18 protein-coding genes are annotated in these 25,022 nt (G+C 34.5%); 5 read left to right on the plus strand and 13 right to left on the minus strand.

Translation table 11 applies throughout. From position 1 onward, the window contains the following. Window positions 1-50: 50 nt before the first annotated feature. Together OM967_RS04205 and OM967_RS04210 are read right to left on the minus strand one after the other, a co-directional pair. A complete protein-coding gene (locus tag OM967_RS04205) occupies window positions 51-1,448 on the minus strand; it encodes a hypothetical protein (protein WP_246433242.1) in 1,398 nt (465 codons plus the stop codon). A gap of 60 nt (window positions 1,449-1,508) precedes the next feature. Beyond that, entirely contained in the window at window positions 1,509-2,189 is a 681-nt protein-coding gene (locus tag OM967_RS04210) for a hypothetical protein (RefSeq protein WP_250119996.1), read from the minus strand. 257 nt (window positions 2,190-2,446) lie between these two features. Here OM967_RS04210 and nuoE point away from each other — a divergent pair, with 257 nt between their 5' ends. The 3 genes from nuoE (at window position 2,447) to OM967_RS04225 (ending at window position 4,472) form a co-directional block, all read left to right on the plus strand. Continuing rightward, window positions 2,447-2,947 (plus strand): NADH-quinone oxidoreductase subunit NuoE, encoded by a 501-nt coding sequence (gene nuoE / locus OM967_RS04215; RefSeq protein WP_211908538.1) that lies wholly within the window; start codon window positions 2,447-2,449, stop codon window positions 2,945-2,947. Beyond that, on the plus strand, window positions 2,948-4,159 hold the full coding sequence (gene tgt / locus OM967_RS04220; protein ID WP_211908539.1) for a tRNA guanosine(34) transglycosylase Tgt: 1,212 nt from the start codon (window positions 2,948-2,950) through the stop codon (window positions 4,157-4,159). A 103-nt stretch (window positions 4,160-4,262) separates the two neighbouring features. Further along, window positions 4,263-4,472 (plus strand): hypothetical protein, encoded by a 210-nt coding sequence (locus OM967_RS04225; protein WP_211908540.1) that lies wholly within the window; start codon window positions 4,263-4,265, stop codon window positions 4,470-4,472. Here the strand turns inward: OM967_RS04225 and OM967_RS04230 are convergent. Beyond that, window positions 4,469-5,743, minus strand: coding sequence for a M16 family metallopeptidase (locus OM967_RS04230; RefSeq protein WP_211908541.1), 1,275 nt, complete (start codon window positions 5,741-5,743; stop codon window positions 4,469-4,471). The two genes, OM967_RS04225 and OM967_RS04230, sit on opposite strands and share 4 nt — an antisense overlap. Before the next feature lies 1 nt (window position 5,744). Beyond that, complete coding sequence (locus tag OM967_RS04235) at window positions 5,745-6,353, minus strand: superoxide dismutase (RefSeq protein WP_211908542.1); 609 nt, start codon at window positions 6,351-6,353, stop codon at window positions 5,745-5,747. A gap of 135 nt (window positions 6,354-6,488) precedes the next feature. Here OM967_RS04235 and OM967_RS04240 point away from each other — a divergent pair, with 135 nt between their 5' ends. Further along, a complete protein-coding gene (locus OM967_RS04240; RefSeq protein ID WP_211908543.1) occupies window positions 6,489-7,022 on the plus strand; it encodes a hypothetical protein in 534 nt (177 codons plus the stop codon). A gap of 302 nt (window positions 7,023-7,324) precedes the next feature. On the opposite strand, the gene OM967_RS04245 is transcribed toward OM967_RS04240, so the two are convergent. The 9 genes from OM967_RS04245 to OM967_RS04285 form a co-directional block, all read right to left on the minus strand. Continuing rightward, window positions 7,325-7,642 (minus strand): hypothetical protein, encoded by a 318-nt coding sequence (locus OM967_RS04245; protein ID WP_211908544.1) that lies wholly within the window; start codon window positions 7,640-7,642, stop codon window positions 7,325-7,327. 87 nt (window positions 7,643-7,729) lie between these two features. Next, a complete protein-coding gene (rsmD, locus tag OM967_RS04250; RefSeq protein WP_068652427.1) occupies window positions 7,730-8,278 on the minus strand; it encodes a 16S rRNA (guanine(966)-N(2))-methyltransferase RsmD in 549 nt (182 codons plus the stop codon). A 104-nt stretch (window positions 8,279-8,382) separates the two neighbouring features. Then, complete coding sequence (locus OM967_RS04255; RefSeq protein ID WP_250119998.1) at window positions 8,383-9,012, minus strand: WD_0853 family protein; 630 nt, start codon at window positions 9,010-9,012, stop codon at window positions 8,383-8,385. After that, the gene (locus tag OM967_RS04260) at window positions 8,996-12,238 is read right to left on the minus strand and encodes a TrbL/VirB6 family protein (protein ID WP_250119999.1); all 3,243 of its coding nucleotides are present in this window, start codon (window positions 12,236-12,238) and stop codon (window positions 8,996-8,998) included. Before OM967_RS04260 ends, OM967_RS04255 begins: the two co-directional genes overlap by 17 nt. 81 nt (window positions 12,239-12,319) lie before the next feature. Further along, window positions 12,320-15,193 (minus strand): TrbL/VirB6 family protein, encoded by a 2,874-nt coding sequence (locus tag OM967_RS04265; protein WP_250120000.1) that lies wholly within the window; start codon window positions 15,191-15,193, stop codon window positions 12,320-12,322. After that, complete coding sequence (locus tag OM967_RS04270) at window positions 15,190-17,562, minus strand: TrbL/VirB6 family protein (RefSeq protein WP_250120001.1); 2,373 nt, start codon at window positions 17,560-17,562, stop codon at window positions 15,190-15,192. Before OM967_RS04270 ends, OM967_RS04265 begins: the two co-directional genes overlap by 4 nt. 17 nt (window positions 17,563-17,579) lie before the next feature. Beyond that, window positions 17,580-20,165, minus strand: a complete 2,586-nt coding sequence (locus tag OM967_RS04275) for a TrbL/VirB6 family protein (RefSeq protein ID WP_211908554.1) — start codon at window positions 20,163-20,165, stop codon at window positions 17,580-17,582. Further along, on the minus strand, window positions 20,158-22,563 hold the full coding sequence (locus tag OM967_RS04280) for a VirB4 family type IV secretion/conjugal transfer ATPase (protein WP_264337676.1): 2,406 nt from the start codon (window positions 22,561-22,563) through the stop codon (window positions 20,158-20,160). Before OM967_RS04280 ends, OM967_RS04275 begins: the two co-directional genes overlap by 8 nt. Before the next feature lie 9 nt (window positions 22,564-22,572). Then, window positions 22,573-22,869: a type IV secretion system protein VirB3 gene (locus OM967_RS04285; protein WP_211908558.1), complete on the minus strand. Its 297-nt coding sequence runs from the start codon at window positions 22,867-22,869 to the stop codon at window positions 22,573-22,575. A gap of 64 nt (window positions 22,870-22,933) precedes the next feature. Between OM967_RS04285 and OM967_RS04290 the strand changes: the two genes are divergently transcribed. Further along, on the plus strand, window positions 22,934-24,511 hold the full coding sequence (locus OM967_RS04290) for a lysine--tRNA ligase (RefSeq protein WP_264337677.1): 1,578 nt from the start codon (window positions 22,934-22,936) through the stop codon (window positions 24,509-24,511). Window positions 24,512-25,022 lie beyond the last annotated feature (511 nt).

Consider the following 25,022-nt stretch of genomic DNA (forward strand, 5'->3'; position numbering starts at 1 on the left):
TCGCTATCCCAAGATAAGCTTTTTTCACTTTTAGACTCTAGCTCAGTCAGTCAAGATCCTGGTCCACCGCTTGAAGACGATGAGCTACTTCTTGACCGACTACTACTCTCCACCGATATACTGTTTAGCACTGTTTCAGATTGATCCATAGTTCGCATAGATATATGTCTCATTCTGTTATTAGCGATAAAAATTTCTTCATCGCTATTGCCACTTGAAGATGATCGCCTTCTATCATTGAAATTAGTTAGTTCTAACACAGGGGCAGAATTACGACCCTTAACATATTTGTATGCTATGAATCCTATAATTCCAGCAATACTTATTATCGCTCCAACCAAAGACCCACCTATCATTCCTGCCCTATTAGACTCTATAGCAAGCTGAGTGGGCTGTGGTGAAGGAGTAGTTTGAGGAAGTAAAGTTGTAGTGAACAAAGGAGTTGTTACCTTTGTTCCAGTATTTGATATAGTGGACACTGTTTGTATAGTTGCCTCTGAGTTTGTTGTTGGCACATTAGTTGGCATTATAGTGATCATAGTCGATTGTGAGGTTGTAATAGTTTCAGCTACTGTTGTTGATTCTGATGCCGTACTTATTTTAGTTGTTAATTCTGTTAAAGGCTTACTCATCGTAGTACTGCTTGCTGTAAAAGTTGACTCAACAGTCGCTGCTGTAGATTTTACAGTACTTGTCTCAGTTTCTGAAGTTACTATCGGTGCACTAGTTGACGTTGTAGCAACTGTGGTCGCTTGTGGAGTAGTAGTTGTTTTTGCTACTGTTGTTGGCCCCACTGTTACTGTACTTGTTTGAATTGTTGACTCTGTTGAAGATTTACTCATTGTGGAAGTTGGTACAATGATAGTTGATGCTTCTGTTGTTAACTTGGTAGTCTTTACAGTGTCGGTTTCTGTTGTGCTAGTAATTGCAGCAGTCGTCGTTTTCTTAGAAGTCACAACCGTCTCTGTAACAGTTATAGGAGATACAGTACTGCTGGAAATAATACTAGGCATCAATTGGCCGTTAATGATATTAACAAAATCACTGAGAGCTTTGATACTGCTTGTCGATATTATCGTTGCTTCAGAAGATTTTCCAGAGCTCTCTCTATTAAAAGTTATAATACTCTCTCCACTTACCGCAGTGACGATAAAACCTCCTTGGCCATTGTCTTTAACATACAATTGTTCTATAGGATCTTCACATTCACAAACAGTAAAATTTGATTTTGGTACTCTCTTAGCAAGCCTTGCTAAATGCAATTCTTGCGTATTAGAAGATTGTTTTTTCGCAAGAAAAGCAACTAAATCATCACCTTCAGTTCGTCTTACATACTGTAAAAAGTTTATTTTTCCTGGATTATAGATAGTAGATGGTGCTATATTTAATTGGCATTCTTTCTTAAGCAAACATTCATCTTCTTTTCTATCTTTCAGCTTCTGAGCCACGTCAATCAAGTCGAATTTAAAGATATTTGTTCTTACTTCTTGGTTTTTAGTAGTCTTTATCTACGTATAAAGCATCGTATTTTCATCCAATACTAATTGCCCTGGATTATTAAACTTGAATAATTTTCTTTCTATGGTGTGTTTTGCTCCAGGTAAAGCTCTGAACTTTCCATTCGTGTCTGATTGTAAATACCAAGAAACTAAAGCTTGATCCTTTAAGTTATGAGCGATTACAATGACATTACCAGTACTAACTTTTACTGCTTTTGGTTGAAAGTAGCTATTGCCTTTATTTGCATCATTATGGTTATTAATGTTTTTTTGTAATTTTACTTTTCCTGAATGCTCAACTGAGGGTGCATTAGTTGAATGTTGAATTTTATAAGTGTTAAATATTAAACTTTTTATGTATTTTTTTCCTTCTTGGTTAATTTCTTCTGTAGGAAAGATAACTCCAACTTTATCTACTTCAGCTGAATTTTCTATTAGTGTGGGAGATAATTGGCCCTTAAATTCATTTGCTACGTTGACACCTGTATCACACTCGTATGTTTTTGATTGATATAGTGAGCTAATAAGTAACTTTACTCTACTGCTTCCATTGCCGTTATCTTGATAGCTGAGTCCATAAGTAACTCCATTTCCTTCAATCAACCCTACGTTTTTTGGGTTAAAACCTATCGCTTCTTTAACTTTTAGTATAGTTGTATTAACTCCAAATAATCTACTTAATATAGACATAATTTTATTTAAAATTTTAATAAAATATCATTATGATTACTCCTATGTGTTAATGTCAATGAAAATTTTAACTAAAGTTAAGAAATTAATACCTTTATAATCTGCAAAGCGAAATATGGAAAATGAGTAGCAGTAAAGAATTCACAAATTGAATGCACCCACTCTACAAATATAATATTGTAGAGCTCAAAAAACCAACAATTGCAATTGTTAACTCTTCAAGTATAATTTGTTGAGATTTACACGAACCTTATTAGATGAAAGAGAAAGAAGAACAGTTTAGTTTTACATCAGACAACCTCAGAAAAGCGAAAAAGTCTATAGAGATGTATCCTAAAGGTAGAGAAGGTAGTGCCGTCATGCCTTTACTATACCTGGTTCAAGAACAATGCGGATGGGTTCCTGAATCTGCCATGCGCTGCGTTGCTGACATGCTTCATATTCCACATATTCGTGTATATGAAGTGGCAAATTTTTACACCATGTATAATTTAAAACCAGTAGGTAAATATCTCATACAAATTTGTAGAACAACTCCTTGCTGGTTGTGCAATAGTGAAGAAGTGTTAAATACCTTTAAAAAGAAACTAGGAATCAATATCGGTGAAACTACTAAAGATAATCTATTTACTTTAAAGGAAGTTGAATGTCTTGGTGCATGCGTTAATGCCCCTGTGGTGCAGATCAATAATGACTTTTATGAAAACCTCACTCCTGAAAAAGTGGAAAATATCATAGCAGAGCTTTCAAGCAAATAGATGGAAAAGTTTTCGTTTAGGATAACCAAGCAATCAGGTTCTGCAAGAGTTGGTACAATTAAAACTCCAAATGGAAACATAGAAACACCAGCATTTATATTTTGTGCAACCAAAGCTGCCATTAAAGCTGCAGATATCGAAAGAATCAGAGAAGCAGGTACTCAGATAATACTTTCCAACACTTATCACCTAATGCTTCAACCTGGAGAGGATACTGTGGCAAAACTTGGTGGCTTGCACAAGATGATGGGATGGAGTGGACCAATGCTCACTGATTCTGGTGGATACCAGATATTTAGTTTAGGGCACGGGTCAGTTTCGGAAGAAATAAAGGGAATAAGACAGAAGCAAAAAACTCTGATCAAAATTAACGAAGATGGGGCAATTTTTCGTTCTTACATAAATGGTAAAACTTATTGTCTAACTCCTGAAAAGTCTATACAAATTCAACAAAAATTAGGTGCAGATTTAATCCTAGTTTTAGATGAATGTACTCCATTCCATGTCAGTAAAGAATACACAAGAAAATCAATGCTCATGAGCCATAGATGGGCTGAACGTTCTTTAAATGAGTTTGAAAAAAATAATGATGGCAAACAGGCGCTGTATGGAATTAGCCAAGGCGGAGTGTATCAAGATTTACGTGGGGAAAGTTGTGACTTTATCAACAATTTGCCATTTTTTGGTCAAGCAATAGGTGGATCGCTTGGTCAGAGTAAAGAGCAGATGTATGACGTAGTTTCCTTTACTATGGAACGTTTAAAAAAAGAGAGGCCTACTCATTTGCTTGGTATTGGTGGAATTGTGGACATTTTTCGTGGAGTAGAGCTTGGTGTTGACACATTTGATTGTGTGCATCCAACTCGCCTCGCAAGACATGGTGGCGCACTTGTTAAAGTAAAAAACAGAGATTCTATTTCTTCAAAGTGTAAAGAGCATATTAATTTGCGAAATCAACGATTCGAACTAGATGATAACCCAATTGAAAATGACTGTTTGTGCTTTACTTGCAGAAAACATTCAAGAGCCTATATACACCATTTACTAAAAGCGAAGGAATTGCTGGCTTACACACTCGTTACCATTCACAATGTTTTCTTCATGAATAAGTTGATGGAATCAATAAGACAAGCAATATTGAATGATAGGCTAGACCAGGAAAAAAACAATTGGATTAGTGAAATACCGCTGCATTGTGAATTATATACCTAGTTCATATTTTGTACATGTGCGTTGCATTTTTTAATCTTCTTTAAAAACTTGACAGTACCGTATATATACGGGTATACTAGAAATATAATTTTGTGAGGCATTTATGGTTAAAAATAAAGAAAAACATCAAATAGCGTTTTGCGTTTCAGCCTTTACACTCTTAGTAGAAAGCTATTTATTTTTACAAAACAGCGAAAAAACTTTCAATAAAATGATTAGTGGTATACGCGATGAACCAGAAAGCAAACTTTTTATAGAAAGGATTTTGCAACCATTCATTGAACTTTTTAGTGAGCATAAGCAACATAACTAAAGTACACTGAGCATAGAAACCACTTTATCGTAACTTGGCAATGAATTAATTTCTCCAATCGCAGCTAAAGTAATTCTTTCATGCTGAGATAGCAATTCTTCTGCTGCTTTTTTTATATCGTAAATAGTAACAGCACTAATTTTTTCTATTAATTCGTTTTTACTGATGTATTTATTATAGTTACCGTAGTAGTGTCCTAACGTTTCAGCACGCGAGCTAACACTTTCGCGTGACATTAAAATTTGAGATTTTACTCGTTCTTTTACTCTATTTACTTCTTCTTCCTTTAAATCATCTGTAGACAATTTCTTCAACTCTGTCGTTATGGCTTTCAAAAGCTTATCTAGATTATTGCTATCTGTACCAGCAAAAATCGAAAGCATTCCTGTATCAGCATAGCTAGAGTTGAATGAGTAAATGGAATAAGCAAGCCCCTGCTTTTCTCTTACTTCCTGAAACAGGCGTGATGACATGCCACTTCCCAGTATGGCATCAAGAACTTTGAATGTGTGATATCTATTATCATCACGAGAAACACTAGGTAGACCAATTAATAAATGTACTTGATCTAATTTACGATGTTCTAAATACTCACCACCGGTATAACTTGCATTCTCGCTTTTTTTCAGCTCTTTTGAATGAATCTTTGAGAGAAAGTCTTTAATTAATTGAACAACTTCCTCATGTTCAACATTTCCTGCAACAGCAAATATAATGTTCTCGCTAAAGTAATGCTCATTTATGTAGTTATCTAGATTAGCTCGAGTAAAAGATTTGACAGTATCTTGCGTACCCAAGATTGACCTACCAAATGGTTGATCTTTATAAGCTGCTTCAAAATACTTATCAAAAATGATATCGCTCGGTGAATCATTAGTTTGAAAAATCTCTTGTATTACAACACCCTTTTCGCGTTCCAATTCATCCTCTGGAAATGTAGAATTCATTAATATATCTATTAATATATCAATGCCAGTTTTTATATCTTTTCTAAGAACCTTTGCGTAATAACTGGTGCTTTCTCTACCGGTGCAGGCATTGAAAACTCCACCTATATCATCAAAAGCTTTCGCAATTTCAAATGCAGTTCTTGTCTTTGTTCCTTTGAAAGCCATGTGCTCTAGGAAATGAGATATTCCATTTTGACTTGCACTTTCAGCTCTACTGCCAACACCAACTCGTATATTTAAAGCTACGGAATCAACTTCATGCACTCGCTCAGTTATTATGCGCAGACCATTATCTAGTTTTGTTACTTGTGGTATATTCATCTTATATATTCTTCTTTAAATTCTCTTCTACAAAATCCCAATTGATCAAATGATCAAGAAAAACTTTTATGTAGTCAATTCTGCGATTTTGGCAATCCAAATAGTATGCATGCTCCCATACATCCATAGTAAGTAGTGGCACCTGGCCATAAATTAGCGGTAGATCCGCATTTGGAGTTTTAGTGATTTTGAGTTTTCCTTTTTCAAGCACTAACCACACCCATCCACTACCAAATTGGCTTACTCCATAATGTGAAAATTCTTCACAAAATTTGTCAAAGCCACCAATATCATCTTGAATTTTTTTTGCTAGAAGAACATCATCTTGAGGCTTACCACCACCATTCTTTTTCATTGAATTCCAATAAAAAGTGTGATTCCAAACTTGTGCTGCATTGTTAAAAATAGGAACTGTATTATTATTTCCATGAACTTTCGTTACTAATTCCTCAATTTCCATATGTTGATAATCTGTGTTTTCAACCAGTTCGTTGAGTTTATTTAAATATCCCTTATGGTGCTTATCATAATGAAAATCTAATGTCTTTACAGATATATAAGGCTCTAAAGCTGTTTTATCATACGGCAACTCAGGTAAAGTAAAACTCATGCTGACCTCTTTATTTTCGATGGTATAGTAATATGTGCTTTTGCGCAACAGATAATTTAGTTAGGTAGTGATTGCATTTATTCTAAAACAAGCGATATTAGTAAGATAATTATGTTTTTATTTTATAGGGGTAATATGTCAAGTTCATATAGTAATTTTAAGAAATATGTTAAATTCGGAGATGTTCCTACCAAAAGCGTTCGAGGTAACGAAGTTCCACAAAATAATTTCTATAAATCCGTTCATTATATTAATAGTGTTATTGGGCCAGTGAAGAATGTAGCTCTTGGTAGTTACAAAAAAAATCCTCCTATGATTTGGATTATTACTTTTGCGTTAGCTAGTGTAATTCTGCAACCTTTATATCTAGCATTGGCGTATTTGTCATACTGGACGGCAAAAGGGTTAGCGAAAGTAACAGATAGTTATGATCTTAAGTGCAATACAAGATCATTGATAGATTATTCATCTATGTTATCAAATAAGGCACGGAATCACAGTGATACATTAGCTACATTTGTTAACGCAGTTTTGAGTTATGCTGTTAGTACTGTCATTTGGGCTGCTGCGCTTGTTATTACACCACTAGTTTGGACTATTGATAAAGTAGCAAGTAAGTTTAGTGATGCAAAAAGTGAAGGTGTTGGTAGTCCTTCTTTTTCAAAATAGATAGCCTACCAAGTACATGTGAAACCATTGTATCTGTGTGGCAAAATAAAGTAGACGAGATAAAGACACCTATAGAAGCAAGAGGATGTCATGCCAGTGCGTGACACTGGCATCCCGATAGAATGTTGAACATTTTTTTGCCTTTCGAGAGCGAGTTCTTTCAACCGAAACACTACATGCACGTTATCATCATCAATTTCAATGCGTTGAACTAATTTTCTTATTATCTCAAGTTTAGTTTCCCAATCTGCCTGATTAAGCTCTCTCAGAGGAAAAACTTTCTACACTGTTTGTGATAAAATCTAATTCTCTCTGTAGCCTCTTTTCATCGATAGCTTCTTCCCTTTGATCTCTGATTCCTTTAACTCCTTTTCCATGCTCTCAACTTCTAAGTCATACTTTTCCTTCGTTATATGACCCCTTGCATATACATAAGCTAATCTTTCTATACCTTGTTCTATTTTATCTGCGCTTTTTTCAATCTCATCCTTTGCCTGCTTATTTTCATATTTTAAAAGTCTAACCTTTGTCATTGCCTCTGGTTCTTTGAGTACCATCTTCATTTCTTTCCATACTGCTTCTTCTAGTATATCAACTCGTATTGATTTGCTGTTACACACCCTATTCCCACCAAAACGAATTGATTTTTTCTTTCAGTCCTCGGAAAAATCTTACTTAGCTTAGCTATAGATGTTTACAAAAGAAATTCAAGTGAGTGAAGAAAGAAAAATTATTTTTGCAATACCGTAGGTACGCTCCACAACTATATTGAAGTTTTTATTGCACTCAAAACCTTCATTTTTCCTCATTTCTAGAATTATTAACGCATTATCATTTAACCAGCCTGAGTGAGCTAACTCGTCTAAAGTTGAGTTAACCAGATTGATATTATAAGGTGGGTCCATAAAAACTATATCGCACTTTGAAATAGGTCTTGGTAATCCGTTAGCATTGCAACAAATTAACGTGATATCGTTCGTAATTCCAAGATCTTCTGCTGTTTTTTTAGGCAGTTGCAAATTGTAATAATCTGAATCTACCATGAATGCATGTTTAGCACCTCGAGAAAGTGCTTCAAATGAAAAAGAGCCACTTCCGCAGAACAAATCAAGTACATTTAGGTTATAAATAGGTTTTCTTGAAGAAAGTATACTAAATATTGCTTCTCGGACACTACTCATAGTGGGCCGTGCAGATAAATTCTTGCCTGTAGTTATTTTTCTTCCACGATATTTACCCGCAATAACACGTAACATATAAAACAAGTTCGAAGTTAACTAATTATTTATAATACACATTTAATGTCAACATAGCTTCAGCAGTCTAATAGAAAGAAGGTTGCTTGTGGAGGAACGCAAGATCAATCGCTTTTCTTTGATTTATTTTCTATACTGATTGCACGACCAATCTCGTCTTGTAAATCATCATGGTTGTTTTTTTCATCATGACCCATCCCTTCAATTCTACTTTCTAACTCTAACTTAATTAAAGTATTGATTTTCTCTATACTATCGAGGAAATTGTGACACTCTTCATCACTATATTCCTCACCAGATGCTTTTTTTTCTATAAATAGACTTTTGAACCCTATTAGATCAGAACTCTGATCGGCATTCAACACAATATTTCTCTCTATAAAACTAAGATCTGATAGTAACAAACTAACCTCTAATAGATCTTCACTTTCAATGTTTGCAAGATTATCAAGATCGTCTAAAATAGAGAACATCTTAAGCTCCTTCTGTGCAATTTCTTTGTCTTCTTTGTCAAATTCTGACGATAGCCCTTTATCATCTATAAGTCTCTCATTCAGAGCTTTATTTAGCTTTGAAAGACTAACATCACCTTGCTTAGTGCTATCTAGTAACAAATCTACCCTCGCTCTGCGCGCATTTAAAACATCATTGTAATCGTTTAACTTGATATTACCATCTTCGTCTTGCTGAAGACCATAATAATTTAGCCCTTTGAAATTACGATTCTTCATCATTCTCTATGTTCTCATTCCTTTCATTATCTTGACGCTCTCTATCTTCTCCGGCACGTATAGCTTCTGTAGTGTTTTTTAGGGTTTCTGGTTCCGTACCTAATTTTCGATTTGATTGATTAGGCTTATTTTCTTTTGATGATTCATCTTCTTCTGGTTCTCTCTTGCGGCCAATAGTGTAGTCATGAAGCTTCTCAAGAAATTCCCGTCTATATGTTTTTGCTCTATAGAGTAGATTATGCTGGTAACCATCCTTTTCTCCTGTAGCAGGGTTAATTCCTATAGAGTCGAGACCATGTTCCCAAGTAAACTTCATAGCATCTTCTATTGTATATCCCAAATGTGATCCTACATATCCTTTATAATATTCTAAATATTTATCAATTCTTCTATGTGCAATATCTTCTTTATCAATTCCAAACGCCCTGTAGATTTTTTCCTCAAGCTTATCAACATCATTTTTAGGTGATGTTGCAAATTTTGTTGCTTCAATAGTAGCACCTACAAGCTTACGTGGCACATTAATAGCATATTTCAGCACACCCCCAACTCCTGGTATTCTATCTAGCAAATTAGCTGTACCTCCAGCTAATCTGTCCGGTACATGAGTAGCCCAATTACCTAAAGACTCTAGCCCTCCACCAATTTTATCTTGCATCTGTTGTTTTAATCCCTGCATTAAACCAGTCACAGGTGATGCTTGATACATACTAGATATATTGTAAACACCAAACCCACCACCGGCAATGCTTGAGCCCATCTGCTGTACAAACTCCTTCAAAGAAAACATCAAAAACGAAAGCAAGAACAATACAAAGATCTCTCCTGCGTTGATTAAATAACCTCTCTGTATGTCTTGCACCCTTTGGTAATCACTATTTTCTTTATAATTTTTGCAATCCTCACAATCTTTACATTTCTGACAGTATTCACTGTTGGGATCCTTATATAAATCATGAAGTTTCAGTATTCTACAACCTTGTTTTTTTATCGCACTCCGCACTAAAGATCTTATTTCATTAATTATTTCCCTATAACTATTGCATTTATTTATATCTTGACAGTAGCGTTTTATTATTTCACTAACATCACCTATCCTTTTCTCTATATTGTTGATCAGTAATATAATGTCTGCCCTCTCTGATGCATGAGATAAACTATTTGTTAAGCGTACTAGATCTTTTGCACTACAGCCATTACTAACTATCATATCACTTTCCGCAATATAGTGGTCTGCTGGATTATCTTTAGTTCCAGGAATTGGATTAAAGAAAGGATAATCTATATAACGAAAACCTTTATTAATGTAATCTGGTGGAAGAGGGATATATCCAGCTCCACCAGTAAACTTTACTGTACCACCTATTCTGCTTAGTTTTTCTATACCTTCTATATTCTTATCTACGTTCAATGGAGAAGCCTCTCCAATAGCATAAGGTACAAAAATTTGCCCTGGAGTCCAGCTAAAGTATTCTTTATCAATTATACAAAAACCACCAAATACCCATTTTGGAGCACATAACTTTATTTCAAGCCATTTATTATAGCACACAGTAAAGCCTAACTGTTTATAAAAGGTATTCATTATCATCGCAGCAAGTAATGACAGCAGGGTAAATATCATAATTGATTGCAAACAGAAACTAATACAGAATTTTATCCAACCCTCAAATAGACTTTTCAGTGGTGAAAATAAAATAGAGATTAGGAATAGCGGCATTATAGCTACAAGAAAAGCTATACCCATAAAACCAGAAAGGAATATTATGTAAGCATACATACACAGCAGGAAATATAAGACAATCCCTATAAAAATTGCCGGTATCATAAGGAGACTTGCCCACATTTGATAATGTAAAAATGCTGCAAACTTTTTCCAAACAGAGTAAGCAAAAAACTTATTAAACATATCCTCCATGAAGCTAAACAATTTAGCTTCATTTCCTTGAGCAACGTTTGAATTACCTCCGGTGTTCATGTTGGGAGCAAAATTAGTAATTATGCTTATCAATTGTTCAAGACCTTTAACAAATAAAACAAGAAAATGATCATAGAAAAATCTAAAACTTCCAGGAGATATAAGCACTATTACTAGGGTGATTTTCATCATTCTGATGAGCATATCATGCTTAGTTTCTCTTATCATTCCAAAAAGATAAAGAAGCGATGAAATCACTATAAATAGAACAAGCAAGGAAAGAACAAAATTGTGAAAGCTCGTACTTTTTTCAGCTATATTTTGAAACATCGCTTGTGCAGCTGCAGGATCATTGCTATCAAAATGCTTTTTACAATTTTCGTTAATCAATAATACACATTTTAGATAGTTATAAACGTAATCAAAAAATCCAAAGTTACTTGGTTTCTGCACTCCGCTCAAAAATTCAAAAGAGTAGCCACCTGCATTATCTAGATAATATCTATCTAATATCTTTACATATATTTTCCATCCTTTTTCTAACCTCACCGTATTACAATTCCTGTCCTGTAATGTGGTGTTATCTCTGTCTAAAGTAAAAAGCCCACTTCCATCTTCCGCTACGGAATTGTAACCTAGATGTACAGTAGGAGACTCAGGGTTACGCATGGATTTTAAATTTTCGTTAGGACTAGAATCGCTAGGCCTTTTAAATAAAAGATAAGCACCATGTCCGTTAGTAAACCAACATGGAACACCGCGTTTTTCTCTGTTATCATCTTCACTAATACACTTGCAATTTACAGTACAACTTGCATTAGGATTACTTGAAATTTTTTGTGTACTAGATTTGTAATCATTACAAATTAAGCGAAAGTCAGGCAAACTATTATCGCCTTGTTTACCTTCAAACTTAGTCGCATATTTTAGCTGTTCCAAGCTTTGCAAATTATAACTACCTTTAGATTCTTTCTTATTACTATTACTCCAAGATGTCCATGCACCATTTACTCGTACTACTAAACTATCTCCATTGGTTTCAAATCCAGTATCTTTCCACTTCACCACTTGATTAGAGTGAAAACCATAATTGACTTCACCAGTATCATAGTCAATAATTTCCTGATCTTCGGGAACAAAGGCATCGTGATCTCTTGAAAAATGAGCACCAACTGCAACCGGTTCAGGACCAAAATAATCAGCAGATATACATCTTGGAAAAGGCATATCATTCTTACTACAACCTGTAACCAGCACACAGATTACCAAAATTAATAACCTAAACCAACATTTGCCTAAGCGTGATTGCATACCTAAACTTTTTCCAATACAGAATAAATTTCTAAAACCTTACTTCAAATATCTTTTTAATTAGTTACTCCATATATCTCATCAATCTTCCTTGACTTGTCCTTTTGTTTTATCAGAATCCTTTTGCTTATCTGGCTGGCTTAGTGTTTCAGATTTGCTCATTTCTCTGCCAGTACTCGCTTTCCCATCTGCTTGCTTTGGTGTATCAGGCAATTTAGCTTCAATTTTGCTACGATCTTTACTCATTCCCTGCTTGATGTTATGTATCATATTTTGGGTTCTATCATCAAGGCCAACAGTTGACAGCATAGCTTGTGATGCGCTCCTAGAAATATGACTAACACTTTGAGCAACTCCATAACCAGAGCTGAACAACGCCTGCGCCATAGTTTCTGATATAGAAACAAAAGCTTCCATTGCACTAGCAATGATGAGATATATAAATGCCTGGATTAGATCTATAGGTAATGCTGCAAAGTGCCCACCAGCCCTTTCTCCAGTACTGAGCGCAACATCAACACTAGTACCAGGACTATACCCAAGAGGTAATATTGATTTCATAAGACACAGATCATACGATAAAAAATTTACACTAATTAAGCATTGATAGCATGCAGAAAAATTTGTGAGGTTGTATAGAACTGAATACATTAACTGGTTTAAAAGAGACAAGGATGAAAATAAAATGACTGGTTGCAATGAAACATGAGCCAGCGTTTTTATCCAATTATCAAATAATGTTTTAGTTTGTTGAAATAGAATAAATACGATAAATAAAGGTGCTAATGACAATAAAAATGCCACTAAAACAGTAGATATTACATACTTAAACGTAGCACTAATAATGCATCTTAAAAACACAAAAGTAGCATAAAGTATTGCCAAAAATGCAATAAAGCCAAAAGATCCTGATAGCATTAAAGACAAAAATTTCAGCCATGTTTCTCCTGTAAATAATACTCCCGCTGTTAAATCTAAGAATGCAAATTTTTTACCTCCTTCTCCTATATAGCCAGAAAAACTATCAACTAAATAAATGCTACCATCAACAAAAAGCCCAGACAAAGTTGTACCAAAGAATTCCCAACTTCTATCACTAAAAGCAAAAGCTATAAATGCTATTTTGAATATTCTTATAATAAAATCGAATTTACTTAATTGTATTGTTCCAAGCATATAGCCAACAACAGTAAATGTAACGTATAGAATAAGCAAAGCTCTTATTCCTTGTAGAAGCCCCTTTCTATATCCTTCATATGGAATTTTAATTCCGTCTTCACCCCCGTCTGTTATGAAATCAAAAATCTTGTTTACAGTTGATGAAATAAAATCGTTTATTTTTCTTTTTAAAAATAAATTTACTGTGTATTTGTTATCTTCATAATATTTGCCTTCTTTGTCCGTAATATCATCTTTCTTTACGTTTTCTACATTAATACCAAAGTATATCTTTTTAGACTCTTTATCCTTTAAATGACTTCCATCTATTATGTAATAGTCTACATTATCCTCTGTTATTTTATCTAATTTCTTTACTTTTTTGAAATTATTAGTCTTTCGAGCAGATGGATCTTCTGGCGGGCTATCACCCAAGTACATATACAATTTTTTGCCACTATCGAAGTTACATGATCTAGTTACTTCAACATGATATCCACCTCTATGAAGAAAGTAATTGCCATTGCTTGCTATAGCAAGCATTACACTACTACCAGGTTTCACCTTTTTATTTATCCCATAGTCATGATTTAACTTTAAGGAAAAATCCCTAAAATTATCACTTATTTTTGAGCATACTAGGCCATCACTTGTTTCTTTTCTTTTTGGAAAACATTGAACAGTATTCTGATCATCAAGATCGCCAATTTTTGCAACAAGAGCTTCGGCCCAGGAGATATCTTCAGTTTCTTCTTCAATGTTTGATATAAAATCAGTGTTATCTTTATTTTCTTCAATCTTTTTAAGTTTATCTTCAACTCCTTTAAGATGAGAATACATATCACATTTGTTGTTCTTATCATAATTTTTGTACCTTACAGAAGAAACACAATTTCCATTAAAATCTATACCTTGTTTAGCATAACATATCTTCTGATAGTAACAATTAAGCTCATAAGAGCTGTACTTGCTTATCTCATTAAAATCACATTTTTTCCCATTACATAATTTATCCAGTCCTATTTTAGTTCGTCGTAAATCTAACAATGCACCATTTATCCATGAATTTTGAATATAATCCTTATTAAAATGTACCTTATTATCATATGGAGTGTAGCCATTACCAACTAGCACTCTTCTTTCTTCTATGTTCTCTTTATTAATCTTAGGAAATTCTACTTTAGTCCTCTTACCACTTTCTCCACAAAAGAACGTTCCTCCATTGAGCATGTCTTTTATTGTAGCTTTGTCTTTTTTATCATTTTCTTCAGCTCTATAGCAATTGTCATCAAAGCTGATACCTTTCCCTTCCGGATTGTCATAATTAATCGTTATCTCTCTGGGAACTAAGCTAAAGCTTAACTTATCACCAGGATTTGCTTTAATTCCGGTATCTACATAACGTCTATTGCTATAGAATTCATTATTTCCAAAGCCTATATTCCCACATATTTCTCGTTCATCAAGACTAGCATTATCAATTAACTTATTACTGTAATTTGGTATTAAATCATTAGCACAAAATACAGCGGGCACAAGTACTCTCTTTGGATTTTTCCCTTCTTTAAGAGGACAAAAATTTACTGACCCACCAAGAGTAAATTTGATTTTTTCATCCTTGCTAATTACTTGACCAGAATCAACCCAATGAATTTTAACTCCTTCGCCAGCTTCACGAACTGGAACATCTATACTGACACTAGTATTTCTGCTCTGCAGCCCAGGTTCAACACAATCCATTGTGCAGCCAGTAATTACAAGACATAGTATCAATAATAATGATTTTCTGCTCATCATTGATTTCCTGTGTTTGTCGGTATTTTAGGTGCTGATCTTTGAGCTGATTGTGGTATTTGAGGTCTTCGACTTGGTGTACCAGATTGCTGACCTGCTCTTCTTTGGATACTTTGTTCATCTAAACCTACTGTTCCCATTAAGCTTTGCTGATATTGCCTTCCTGGTTCGCTTGCCACATAAACACCAAACAACGAATCAGATATTGTTGAAGATGCCTCAACTAAAGCTTTCATAGCATGTCCCAAAATCACAAAAGCCATCATAGCTGTGATGTCAGGTGCATGTTTGGAAGCATAACCATAAATAATACAAGGATTAAAAATCTTTAAGTTAAGATTAAGTATACATGTAGGGCAGACCTCAAAATTAAAGACCGAATACACAATATAATCCATAACCTGGCTTATTAATGATATAAAAATTAAAAGCACTACCGGATGAATTGCAAATCTTGCTAAATTTTTGACCCAATTGTGAAACATCTGTCTAGTATATCCAAATAGAAGGCAAATAATAAAAAGAGGCGCCAAAGAAAGCAATAATGCAACTATTGCTATAGATGTGATAAAAGAAAATAAGGCGTTAAACATCGATAAGCTCACTGTTATCAAACCCCAAATCACCAAGCAAAACGATACAATACCCAAAGGACCGGAGAATATAAGAGATACTATTAGTAACACTGAGTGTGCTGATAAAAACCTATTGAGCGGTAAATCAAGAAATTCAAAAACATTTGATGTTGTACCTCTGAAATTTGCTATTTCTATTAACTGTTTTGGAGCATTAACAAAAATAGAAAATGCATTGTTATAAAAAAAACTCCAACTGTTATCGTTCAGCAATTGGGTAATAACTCCTATCTTTACACATATAATTAAAAATTCATATATAGAAGCATGAGACAATCCAAAAAAGTAATAAAGGGTGTATAAAACTATATATAATACTAATAACGACACTATTGTAGATCTGATGGTATTTGTTCTATTTGATGCTACAAAACTTTGATAAAGAGACTTCACAGGGCTAGTATCAGAGTGAATCGCATTAGTGTCTTTGTAGCTAGAACCGAAAAATGCAGTTTTTACTTTTTCATCAAAAAAATTATATATCGCACTAAAAGTTCTTACAGGTGGCTCTTTAGTTGTAAGGTTAATGCTAAACTGACCCTCATTTTTCTTATAATCACAGCCATGATCTCTTATTCCGTAATATATAGTGCCACTCTTGTCCTTTAGCTTTTCTTTTAAGCCTTCCATATATTGAGTATTATAAACTTTGCTAATGTCTAAAAGTATATCTCCCTGAGTTTCATCGGGCTCACGCTCAGGAAATTTGTCAGAAACGCTTATATATAAACTTTTTTCTAAATTAGGGATTCTTGTTACTCTTATGTTGAAACCACCCTTGCCCTTACCATCACCTAAACTAAAAGTTAACTCTGGTTTTGGATGGTTACGATCTATCTTATGATCACAGTTAATACATATACCGCCTCCTGGAATGTGTTCAAATTCCTCATTATCCATGTGAACACGTAATAGTGTAATGTCAGTTTTTACCCGTTTTTCCTTTAATACGTTATCAATAATTTCAGCAATAACAGATTCACCTCTAGAATTTAAAGTATTGAATATCTCACCTTCTATACTATTGTATTCAATATATAAGCAACCTTTTTCTCCGCTGCCGAAAGAAAATTTACATATACGTCCACAGAGTAAATTTAAAATGCGCGTATCTATCTTACTTGCACTGCTCTCTGAAAGCTTGCTACAGTCTACATTTTCCCCTTGCTGTTTTATAGAGTCGATGACATTTCTAATTTCCTCTCTTTCACTTTGATCTAATTCTGAAGACCAGTACTCTTTTCCATTTAACCATTGTGCATTGCCTATTTCATATTTATTAGGACATATTTCACCTTGACACTTCTCTTGATTTAAAACATGTGAAAAATACTCCTTTTCCCCTTCACCGCAATTTTCGTCAATTTTTTTGTAGGTGACCATGCCATTATTGTTTTTACACATTTTACTTCCAACAACACTAAAGCTTATCGCATCACCAGCTTTAAGCGCAAACGGTAATGTAACGTTTCTTACTCCAGGTTCAATTGCAAAATCTTTATATTGCGAACAAAAATTAACCTTATTAGGTACTATATTAATCTCTGTTACTTTTATTTTATCCGAAATATAGACTCCAGAATCAACCCATTTCTGCTCTGTTGACACTATATCCAATTTCTCACGCAAGCCTGATGAATCTTCTGGCTTAATACACCCGCACCCAGATAATAAAAAGAGTATCACAAAACTTATGCATAGCTTAACCAAGTTTTGGTTGCTCAAATGTTCAAACATCTGTTACTCACCTGCGCTCACTCTCCACCTGGTTTTATAGATTCACTAGAGGAAGATCCCGATCCCTTATTATCATCTCCACCTCCTCCAATAGCCCCTCTTGCCTTATTTACAGCCGCAGCAGCAACTTGACCAGCACCTCCAGCAGCAGCTTTGGCAGCAGATAAAGCTTTATTCACCATTTGTGCAGGAGTGCTACCTGAACCAAGTGCTGCTCTGTGATTACCAGCAAGCTCAGCAGCCATGCCGGGAAGAACGTTTAAAAAGTGGTAAAAGAGGAATAATACTAAACACAATTTTAATAATTCTCCGATTAGAGAGCTGCCAAACTCCATGTATGTAAAGTCGAATAGACCAAGTATGCTGCTCTTTTTAAAGCTATAATTTTGCATCATACATGCGAGAGTAGTTTCATTTTTATCACATTCCCCATCTTTCAATTTAAACCACTGTTTTTTCTTACTATATGAGATTTCTGCTTGTTTCTTTTCATATGACTTGTCTGGTTGTTCATTTTTATATGACTCGTCCAGTTTAAAATTTAAATTTTTAAAATAGATTTTATCACATGCTATGAACATAAAAGATAGAAATGCAAAAAGGATAACTGGGTATAAACTGTAGGTAATTAACTCTTTTAGCCAACCATCAAAATATCCCTTAGTATGTTGAAACAAAACCATAGGAATGAATAAAGGCGATAAGATGATAATTACACTAAGCGCAACTAAAGATAAGATAAATACATAGCACATCCACAAAATAACCATCATCATCAAAATGGCCATAAATATACAGACAAGAGCTACTAAGATCTGTCCACCAGCGAAAATAATACCAATCACCGAACCTGCAACTAACAAGACAGGAGCAGCGCCAAGCAAAACCGCTAACGTTGCAACACCTCCAGTACCAATTTTGCCACCAATTCCATCTAAAGGGGCACCTAAATAAAATAAAATTCTGCAATCAAGCCTATCCCAAGGTGCAAGATAACTGTAAGATACCCTCTTTCCTGCGCGATCGTATTCATAATCTGTACCTGACTCATAATTACATATATTTTTACTTTCAGATGACGCTTTAAGCACTATCTCTGACAAACCATTTGAAAGCTTTGTTAATTCCCCGTAATAATGAGACATAGTGCTACCTGTCGTAAAGTAAATCACTAAAGCGAATTTAATGATCAACATGTACATTTCTTGCGGACTACGCACTCCACCAGACATAACTTTTATAGAGAACAGTATTAAAGCTAAAACTAGAACAGCAGTTACAGTATTTTTCAACCTTCCTTGTGCTACAGATAAAAAACTACCCTTCTCCTGTCCTTTTTTTTCTCCATCTTCATATTTTAGCTTATCACCATTTGAGTCAATACCTGCAACTAAATTATCTAACGATTCCTTAATGCATTGCACTATCATAGAAGTTATAGGAATAGGAGATAATGACTTACTTCCCGCTTGATTGTAGCAAGCTTCAGAGACATACGAGCTAAAACAGCTTTTATTGTCATAACCTACAAAAATTTTTCCTTCTTTTTCTTTTTTCCTGATAAGAGTTTTATAATCGTCATCCCTGTTGATAAAACTCCTTTCTTCACCACCTGTACCATCTTTATTTTTGAATAATATCACAGATTGTTCACACATAGGAGCAATCCGATCAGGCGGTAATTCCGTGCATCCTATATCAATTCCTTGCGGCCAAGCAGTTCCAGCTGCCCTAACTTCAGCCAATTCCACACATAACCTACCCATTTTTCTCAGTGCCCTGAACGTTGATCCATATATGTCTTCGCTCTGTCCAGATTTAAGCACTTTACATTCTAGATCGCCATCAACCTTCGGAGACCATGACCCACTTTCATATCCAGTATCTTTCTCTCTGATATCAAAGTCTATGTATCCATCTTCCCCTCTGAAATTAAAGTCATTCGTCTTGAAAAGGTTGCCAAATGTTAAAGGATTGCGATGACATACTTCTATGTATTCACTATATTGCACCCCATTTTTTGGCCAGTAGTAGTGTTCCCTATCAACATTCACAACATCCCAATCAGTAAAGTTTAAAATATCTTTCTCTGTTTGTTTTCCATCTTTTCCTGATCTTTTCTGTAATGCAGAAAAATATTCATCTTCTGTTCGATAATTTTTATCTGTATCACCACTATAACCTGTATCTTTTAGTTTAAAATTTTTATATCTCCCATCATTATCGTATGCAACTGGATGCCTAACAAAACTATGCTGACAAACAATAAGTCCCCCAACTGCCTTCCAGACTCCAACAATTGCAGCTATCATTCCAACGATAACAAGAGCAGTAAATAAACCAGCAGAAGAGACAATCAAAACAATACCAGTAAATATTGCACCAATAGCAATTGCTATCCCAGCAACTGCTGCAGCTGTTTCAAACGCCTTACAGTCAGGATCAGAGGCACGGCTAAAACTACCATTAGAATTAAACCTGCTAACAAATTCTGTCTTTTCAGTACCACTTACTACATCTGCAAATACTGGATATGAGAGTAAAAAATCTATATTTAATAAAAATATCGCAACTAACAGTAATGACAGTTTAGTTTTAAACATTTTTCACCTTTTGATAAAACACAGGCAACCACATCTTTGGATCATCTCCGAGTTCTTTCAATATATCATGTAACAATAGGACACTTTCTGCACGTCCAGATAACACGTTGACCACATCATCCAAATCTTTCAGATCTATTCTAGCTACTACAGCATTAACTCCCTGCTTTACTAAAAAGAATCTAGTACTTGGATCTGTGTGTTTGATCAGTATATACTCACGTTCAGTTAACATAAAAACATCTCGATAGACACTAGTAGCTTTCAGATTTGGCAAAAAAATTTGTGTTGCTGTCTGCTGTACAAGCGTATCACTAATAGCACTTTTACTTGCATCTTCAACACTCTGAGTAGCAAAAATCACAAAAGCATTTAACTTTCTCAGCACTTTCAACCAGTCTTTTATCTTAGGTGCAAAAACTGGATTATCTATTAACGCCCATGCTTCATCAAGAACAATAATAGATGGAGTGCCATCAAGCGATATACTAATCCTATGAAACAAATAAATCAAGACCGGCCCAAGAGCAACAGGATCTTTTAGCAAGCTAGCCATTTCAAAGCCAAACACTCTTGCTTTTGAAAAATCTAGCAAATCTTCTTTATTGTCAAATATTGCAGCATGAGAGCCATCATCATGCCACATAGATATTGCTCCAGCTAGAGTATCAGGGCCCGCAAGTCCTAAAAATGGTACAAGATTTCTCAAAAATCTGTCTTCTTTTTTTAATTTAAAATTTCCCTCAATTGCATCATTAATTCTAGCAATATCTTCTGAAGTGAATTTATCGTTGTACACTAAAATTAAAGATTTTATCCATTCCATCAAAAATGTTTTATTATCAGGAGTATCGTCAAGTTGCAGAGGATTAAAATTTGTCTTAGTTCTTGGTTCTATTATAGTATAGATACCACCAAGTGCTCTTAAAAAAATTTCTGCACCGCGATCTTTATCAAAAAAGAATATTCTTGGAGAAAATTTCATTGCTTGAGCACATAAAAAATTCATTAAAACAGTTTTGCCAGCACCTGTTGGCCCAATTATCATAGTATGTCCAACATCCCTTATATGAAAGTTGAAGAAAAATGGAGTGCCAGATGTTGTATCAAAAACTGTAACAGCATCTCCCCAGTGGTTATTGAATTTTTTACCAGTAGGATAATTATGTTGAGATGCAAAACCGGCCAAATTAAGACTACTTATTGTACCTTTTCTTACTATATAATCAAAATTACCAGGAATTTGCGCCCAAAATGCTGGTTCTAGATTAACCCTCTCACGAACAGGATAAACACCACAATTAGAAAGCTCCGATTCAACCAATGATAAAGCATTGTCCAATGATTTAGGACTTTTTTCTATACATAAGATAGTTAAATGGTGTTCACCAAAAGCAATTTTACCACTCATTGCATCATCAAGCGCATGAGAAATTTCTGCTATTTGAGAAATAGCTTTATCTGCAGATTGTATCATACGATTTTGCTGTATCTGCATTTTCGCAATTGCCATTTGCCTATTTGTAAATTGAAAAGACTGCGTGATAATAAATTCATAAGGAAGTTGTAAAAAAGAATCAAGCATTCCTGCAGAAGTATTATTTCCATATTCTTTGATACTAACTATTCCAGCATATTTACTTTCATTATGAGTCACAACCTGTATCATCTTATGGCCAAAAAATAACCTATGAACTGGTAAGTATCTTGATATTTCAGTTTTTAGTGGAAAAAGCGTATTTGTAACAAAGCCACAATTTACAATTCTAAACAGAAACTCCATTATTTCACAAAACAGTCCGTTTGGAGTTTCTTTTACTCCAAGGACTTTAGGCGAATAATTCCTAAGGCTTGTTACTATACGATTTGTCGTTTCCTCTAAATCTTCATAGGTATCACGCATATCACTTTCCCAAGCATGTTTTGAAGTTACATGCCCAAATTTTTTCAGTAGATGTGATAAAAATTCTACTCCCTTTGTATCTGCCCTACGAATAATCGTAATGTATAAATCATTAATAAAAGATTGCCTAGTTGCGTGTTTTTCTCTCCATTTTAGATTTACATGGTTAGCAAAAAAATTTGGTAAACTCTGATTTGCAAATTCATCAGAAAAAATATTTTTCTTACGTCTGATGGTATGAAAGTACAAACTAAATGCTGGAGATGAAATGCTTCTTAGCATCTGATTTCTGATATTATTTTGTATCACCAAGTCTTCATCATCGGCCGTTTCAAACGCAAAGCCATTTAATTTTATAAATTTAACTAACCAATTCTGCTTTGTTATCAAGGTTGTACTATTCCAATAGCAAGAATAAGGTATAAATTCGGCAGCGTGAACCTCTCTACTTAGAATAGACTTATTCTTTGATTGAATAGCTCTAAATCTCAACATTGCATAACATCAAGTAATGTCATAAGAATTGGCTCCATGATAAAATCGATTTAAACATTTGGAGCATTTTCCCAACTTTACCATAAATAACTCAATAAACAACGGTTCCTTTGCAGAAGCTATATAGCCAAGTCCATGTATACCTGGTAACATCAGGAGAATTACTCTAAGATCATTTGTATTAATGAAAATTAGCATGCAAATTAGAACGTTTAATATTGCAAACATATAACTCACACCAAAGAGCATTGCAGGTCTTGTAAGACCTTTAAATAATTGATTCGTTTGTACGCTGCCAGTAGACATATCTTTAACCTTCTAATAAGAGCTCTAACACTAATACTACATCATTAATTAAAAATCTATTGAAATGAATAGCACTTTAGGTAAGATAATTAATTTAAATTCAATGATTATAAGCTGGCCATTTCAAGAAGCAGAAAAAATACTACAAGAATTCCCTAATAAAAAAGAGATAATATTTGAGACTGGTTATGGTCCCTCGGGTTTACCACATATTGGTACTTTTGGGGAAGTTTTTCGTACCACAGTTATTGCAAACGCTCTAAAAAAAATAGCTCCTAGTATAAAAACCAAAATCATTGCAGTTTCCGACGATATGGATGGTTTGCGAAAAATACCAGATAATGTACCAAATCAGGAAATGCTAAGAGAGAATCTGAACAAGCCATTAACCATGATACCTGACCCATTTGGCACTCATGAGAGTTATGGTCATCACATGAATTCGTTGTTGTGTAAATTTCTTGATTTGTTTGGATTTGAATACGAATTTAGGAGTGCAACAGAGTGTTATAAATCTGGCGTTTACGATGAAAAACTTTTACTCCTGCTGAAAAATTATGATAAAGTGATGGACGTAATGCTTCCATCATTTCGGGAAGAAAGGCAGCAGACTTACAGTCCATTCTTGCCGATATGCCCAAAAACTTCCCAAGTTTTACAAGTTCCAGTAGTTGAAACAAATACAGATAAAGGAACAATCACGTATGAAGACCGAAACGGGGAAAAAATAGAAGTTCCAGTGACAAAAGGAAAATGTAAACTGCAATGGAAACCTGATTGGGGGATGAGGTGGGCTGCATTCGGAGTTAATTACGAAGCTCATGGAAAGGATTTGACTCCATCTGCTGTGCTTTCAAGTCAAATATGTAAAATACTTGGAGAAAAGCCACCGCTTTTGTTTTGCTATGAGTTATTTCTTGATAAAGAAGGAAAGAAGATATCAAAATCAAAAGGAAATGGTATTTCAATTGAGGAGTGGCTAACTTATTCACCCACAGAGAGTTTAGCGTTATACATCTTTCAGAGTCCTAAAAAAGCTAAACGTTTATATTTTGATGTGATACCAAAATCAACTGATGAATATTTAGAGTTTGCTAAGCGTTACAATGAGAGTGAAGAAAAGGATGTAAATAGCCCTGTATGGCACATCCACCAGGGTAAAGTTCCAAACGTAGAAACTTCAGGCATAAATTTTTCGTTACTTTTAAACCTGGCAGCAGCTTGTAATGCTGAAAATAAAGAGATTCTTTGGGGTTTTATATCAACTTATGCACCAAACGTTACACCAGAAAGCAACAAAATGCTAGATAGGCTTTCGGATTTTGCAGTTAGGTATTATCACGACTTTATCAAGCCAACAAAAGCGTATAAAGCTTCAAACGAAAAAGAGAAAGAAGCGTTACTAGATTTAAAGAACAACCTACATTCCCTGCCTATTACAGCCACTGCTGAAGAGATTCAATCTCAGGTTTTCTCCATCGGAAAAAAACACAATTACAATAACTTACGCGATTGGTTTCAGTTTTTGTATGAAACATTACTTGGACAAAAAACCGGTCCTAGAATGGGATCTTTTATCAAGCTTTATGGGATAGATAATACAATCTCTCTTATAGAAAGTGCTACTGAACGTACACTTTAGAGTTTACCTTCTTCCATTTGAGCTCTCTAGTGTTATTACTTGACAAACTTTCCCACTTTTCTTATCATATCAACAAGAGTATTTATCCTTGTTTTTGATACACGCGGTCTCAACGACAAAATTCAGTAAAAAACTCAGATATTTATTGGCAAATTACATAAAATTATAGCGGCTTTTTTTATTTTTCTACATTCAGCCAAATCGCGCTTGTTAGCACATTATCAATTTACATTATTAAAACTCGCTATACGAGGATTCTTTTGTCTTTTTTTATTTAGTAAATTTCTTAATATTTACAACTAAAGTAATTTTAGAGAGCCAGCGCGTGACCAACCTGGTCAGTTTTCTGAATCCCAGTACTGGGATGACAAGAAGAGAGCTGACTTGAATGACACCAAATGGACACTGGGACAGAGGCTACTTTAATAATATTTCACCATGTCATTCCAGCACTTGATGCTGGAATCCAGAAGTTTTTTTGAGCACAAAAGTTATGCTAAGTTTTTCTTGG

The organism is Wolbachia endosymbiont (group B) of Dolichovespula media (genome assembly GCF_947179505.1).
GTDB lineage: Bacteria > Pseudomonadota > Alphaproteobacteria > Rickettsiales > Anaplasmataceae > Wolbachia.

Excerpts from the sequence above, each read along its gene's own strand:
- OM967_RS04210 (WP_250119996.1), bottom strand. The coding sequence starts at position 2,189 with ATGTCTATATTAAGTAGATTATTTGGAGTTAATACAACTATACTAAAA.
- nuoE (WP_211908538.1), top strand. The coding sequence starts at position 2,447 with ATGAAAGAGAAAGAAGAACAGTTTAGTTTTACATCAGACAACCTCAGA.
- tgt (WP_211908539.1), top strand. The coding sequence starts at position 2,948 with ATGGAAAAGTTTTCGTTTAGGATAACCAAGCAATCAGGTTCTGCAAGA.
- OM967_RS04225 (WP_211908540.1), top strand. The coding sequence starts at position 4,263 with ATGGTTAAAAATAAAGAAAAACATCAAATAGCGTTTTGCGTTTCAGCC.
- OM967_RS04230 (WP_211908541.1), bottom strand. The coding sequence starts at position 5,743 with ATGAATATACCACAAGTAACAAAACTAGATAATGGTCTGCGCATAATA.
- OM967_RS04235 (WP_211908542.1), bottom strand. The coding sequence starts at position 6,353 with ATGAGTTTTACTTTACCTGAGTTGCCGTATGATAAAACAGCTTTAGAG.
- OM967_RS04240 (WP_211908543.1), top strand. The coding sequence starts at position 6,489 with ATGTCAAGTTCATATAGTAATTTTAAGAAATATGTTAAATTCGGAGAT.
- rsmD (WP_068652427.1), bottom strand. The coding sequence starts at position 8,278 with ATGTTACGTGTTATTGCGGGTAAATATCGTGGAAGAAAAATAACTACA.
- OM967_RS04255 (WP_250119998.1), bottom strand. The coding sequence starts at position 9,012 with ATGATGAAGAATCGTAATTTCAAAGGGCTAAATTATTATGGTCTTCAG.
- OM967_RS04260 (WP_250119999.1), bottom strand. The coding sequence starts at position 12,238 with ATGCAATCACGCTTAGGCAAATGTTGGTTTAGGTTATTAATTTTGGTA.
- OM967_RS04265 (WP_250120000.1), bottom strand. The coding sequence starts at position 15,193 with ATGATGAGCAGAAAATCATTATTATTGATACTATGTCTTGTAATTACT.
- OM967_RS04270 (WP_250120001.1), bottom strand. The coding sequence starts at position 17,562 with ATGTTTGAACATTTGAGCAACCAAAACTTGGTTAAGCTATGCATAAGT.
- OM967_RS04275 (WP_211908554.1), bottom strand. The coding sequence starts at position 20,165 with ATGTTTAAAACTAAACTGTCATTACTGTTAGTTGCGATATTTTTATTA.
- OM967_RS04280 (WP_264337676.1), bottom strand. The coding sequence starts at position 22,563 with ATGTTGAGATTTAGAGCTATTCAATCAAAGAATAAGTCTATTCTAAGT.
- OM967_RS04285 (WP_211908558.1), bottom strand. The coding sequence starts at position 22,869 with ATGTCTACTGGCAGCGTACAAACGAATCAATTATTTAAAGGTCTTACA.
- OM967_RS04290 (WP_264337677.1), top strand. The coding sequence starts at position 22,934 with ATGAATAGCACTTTAGGTAAGATAATTAATTTAAATTCAATGATTATA.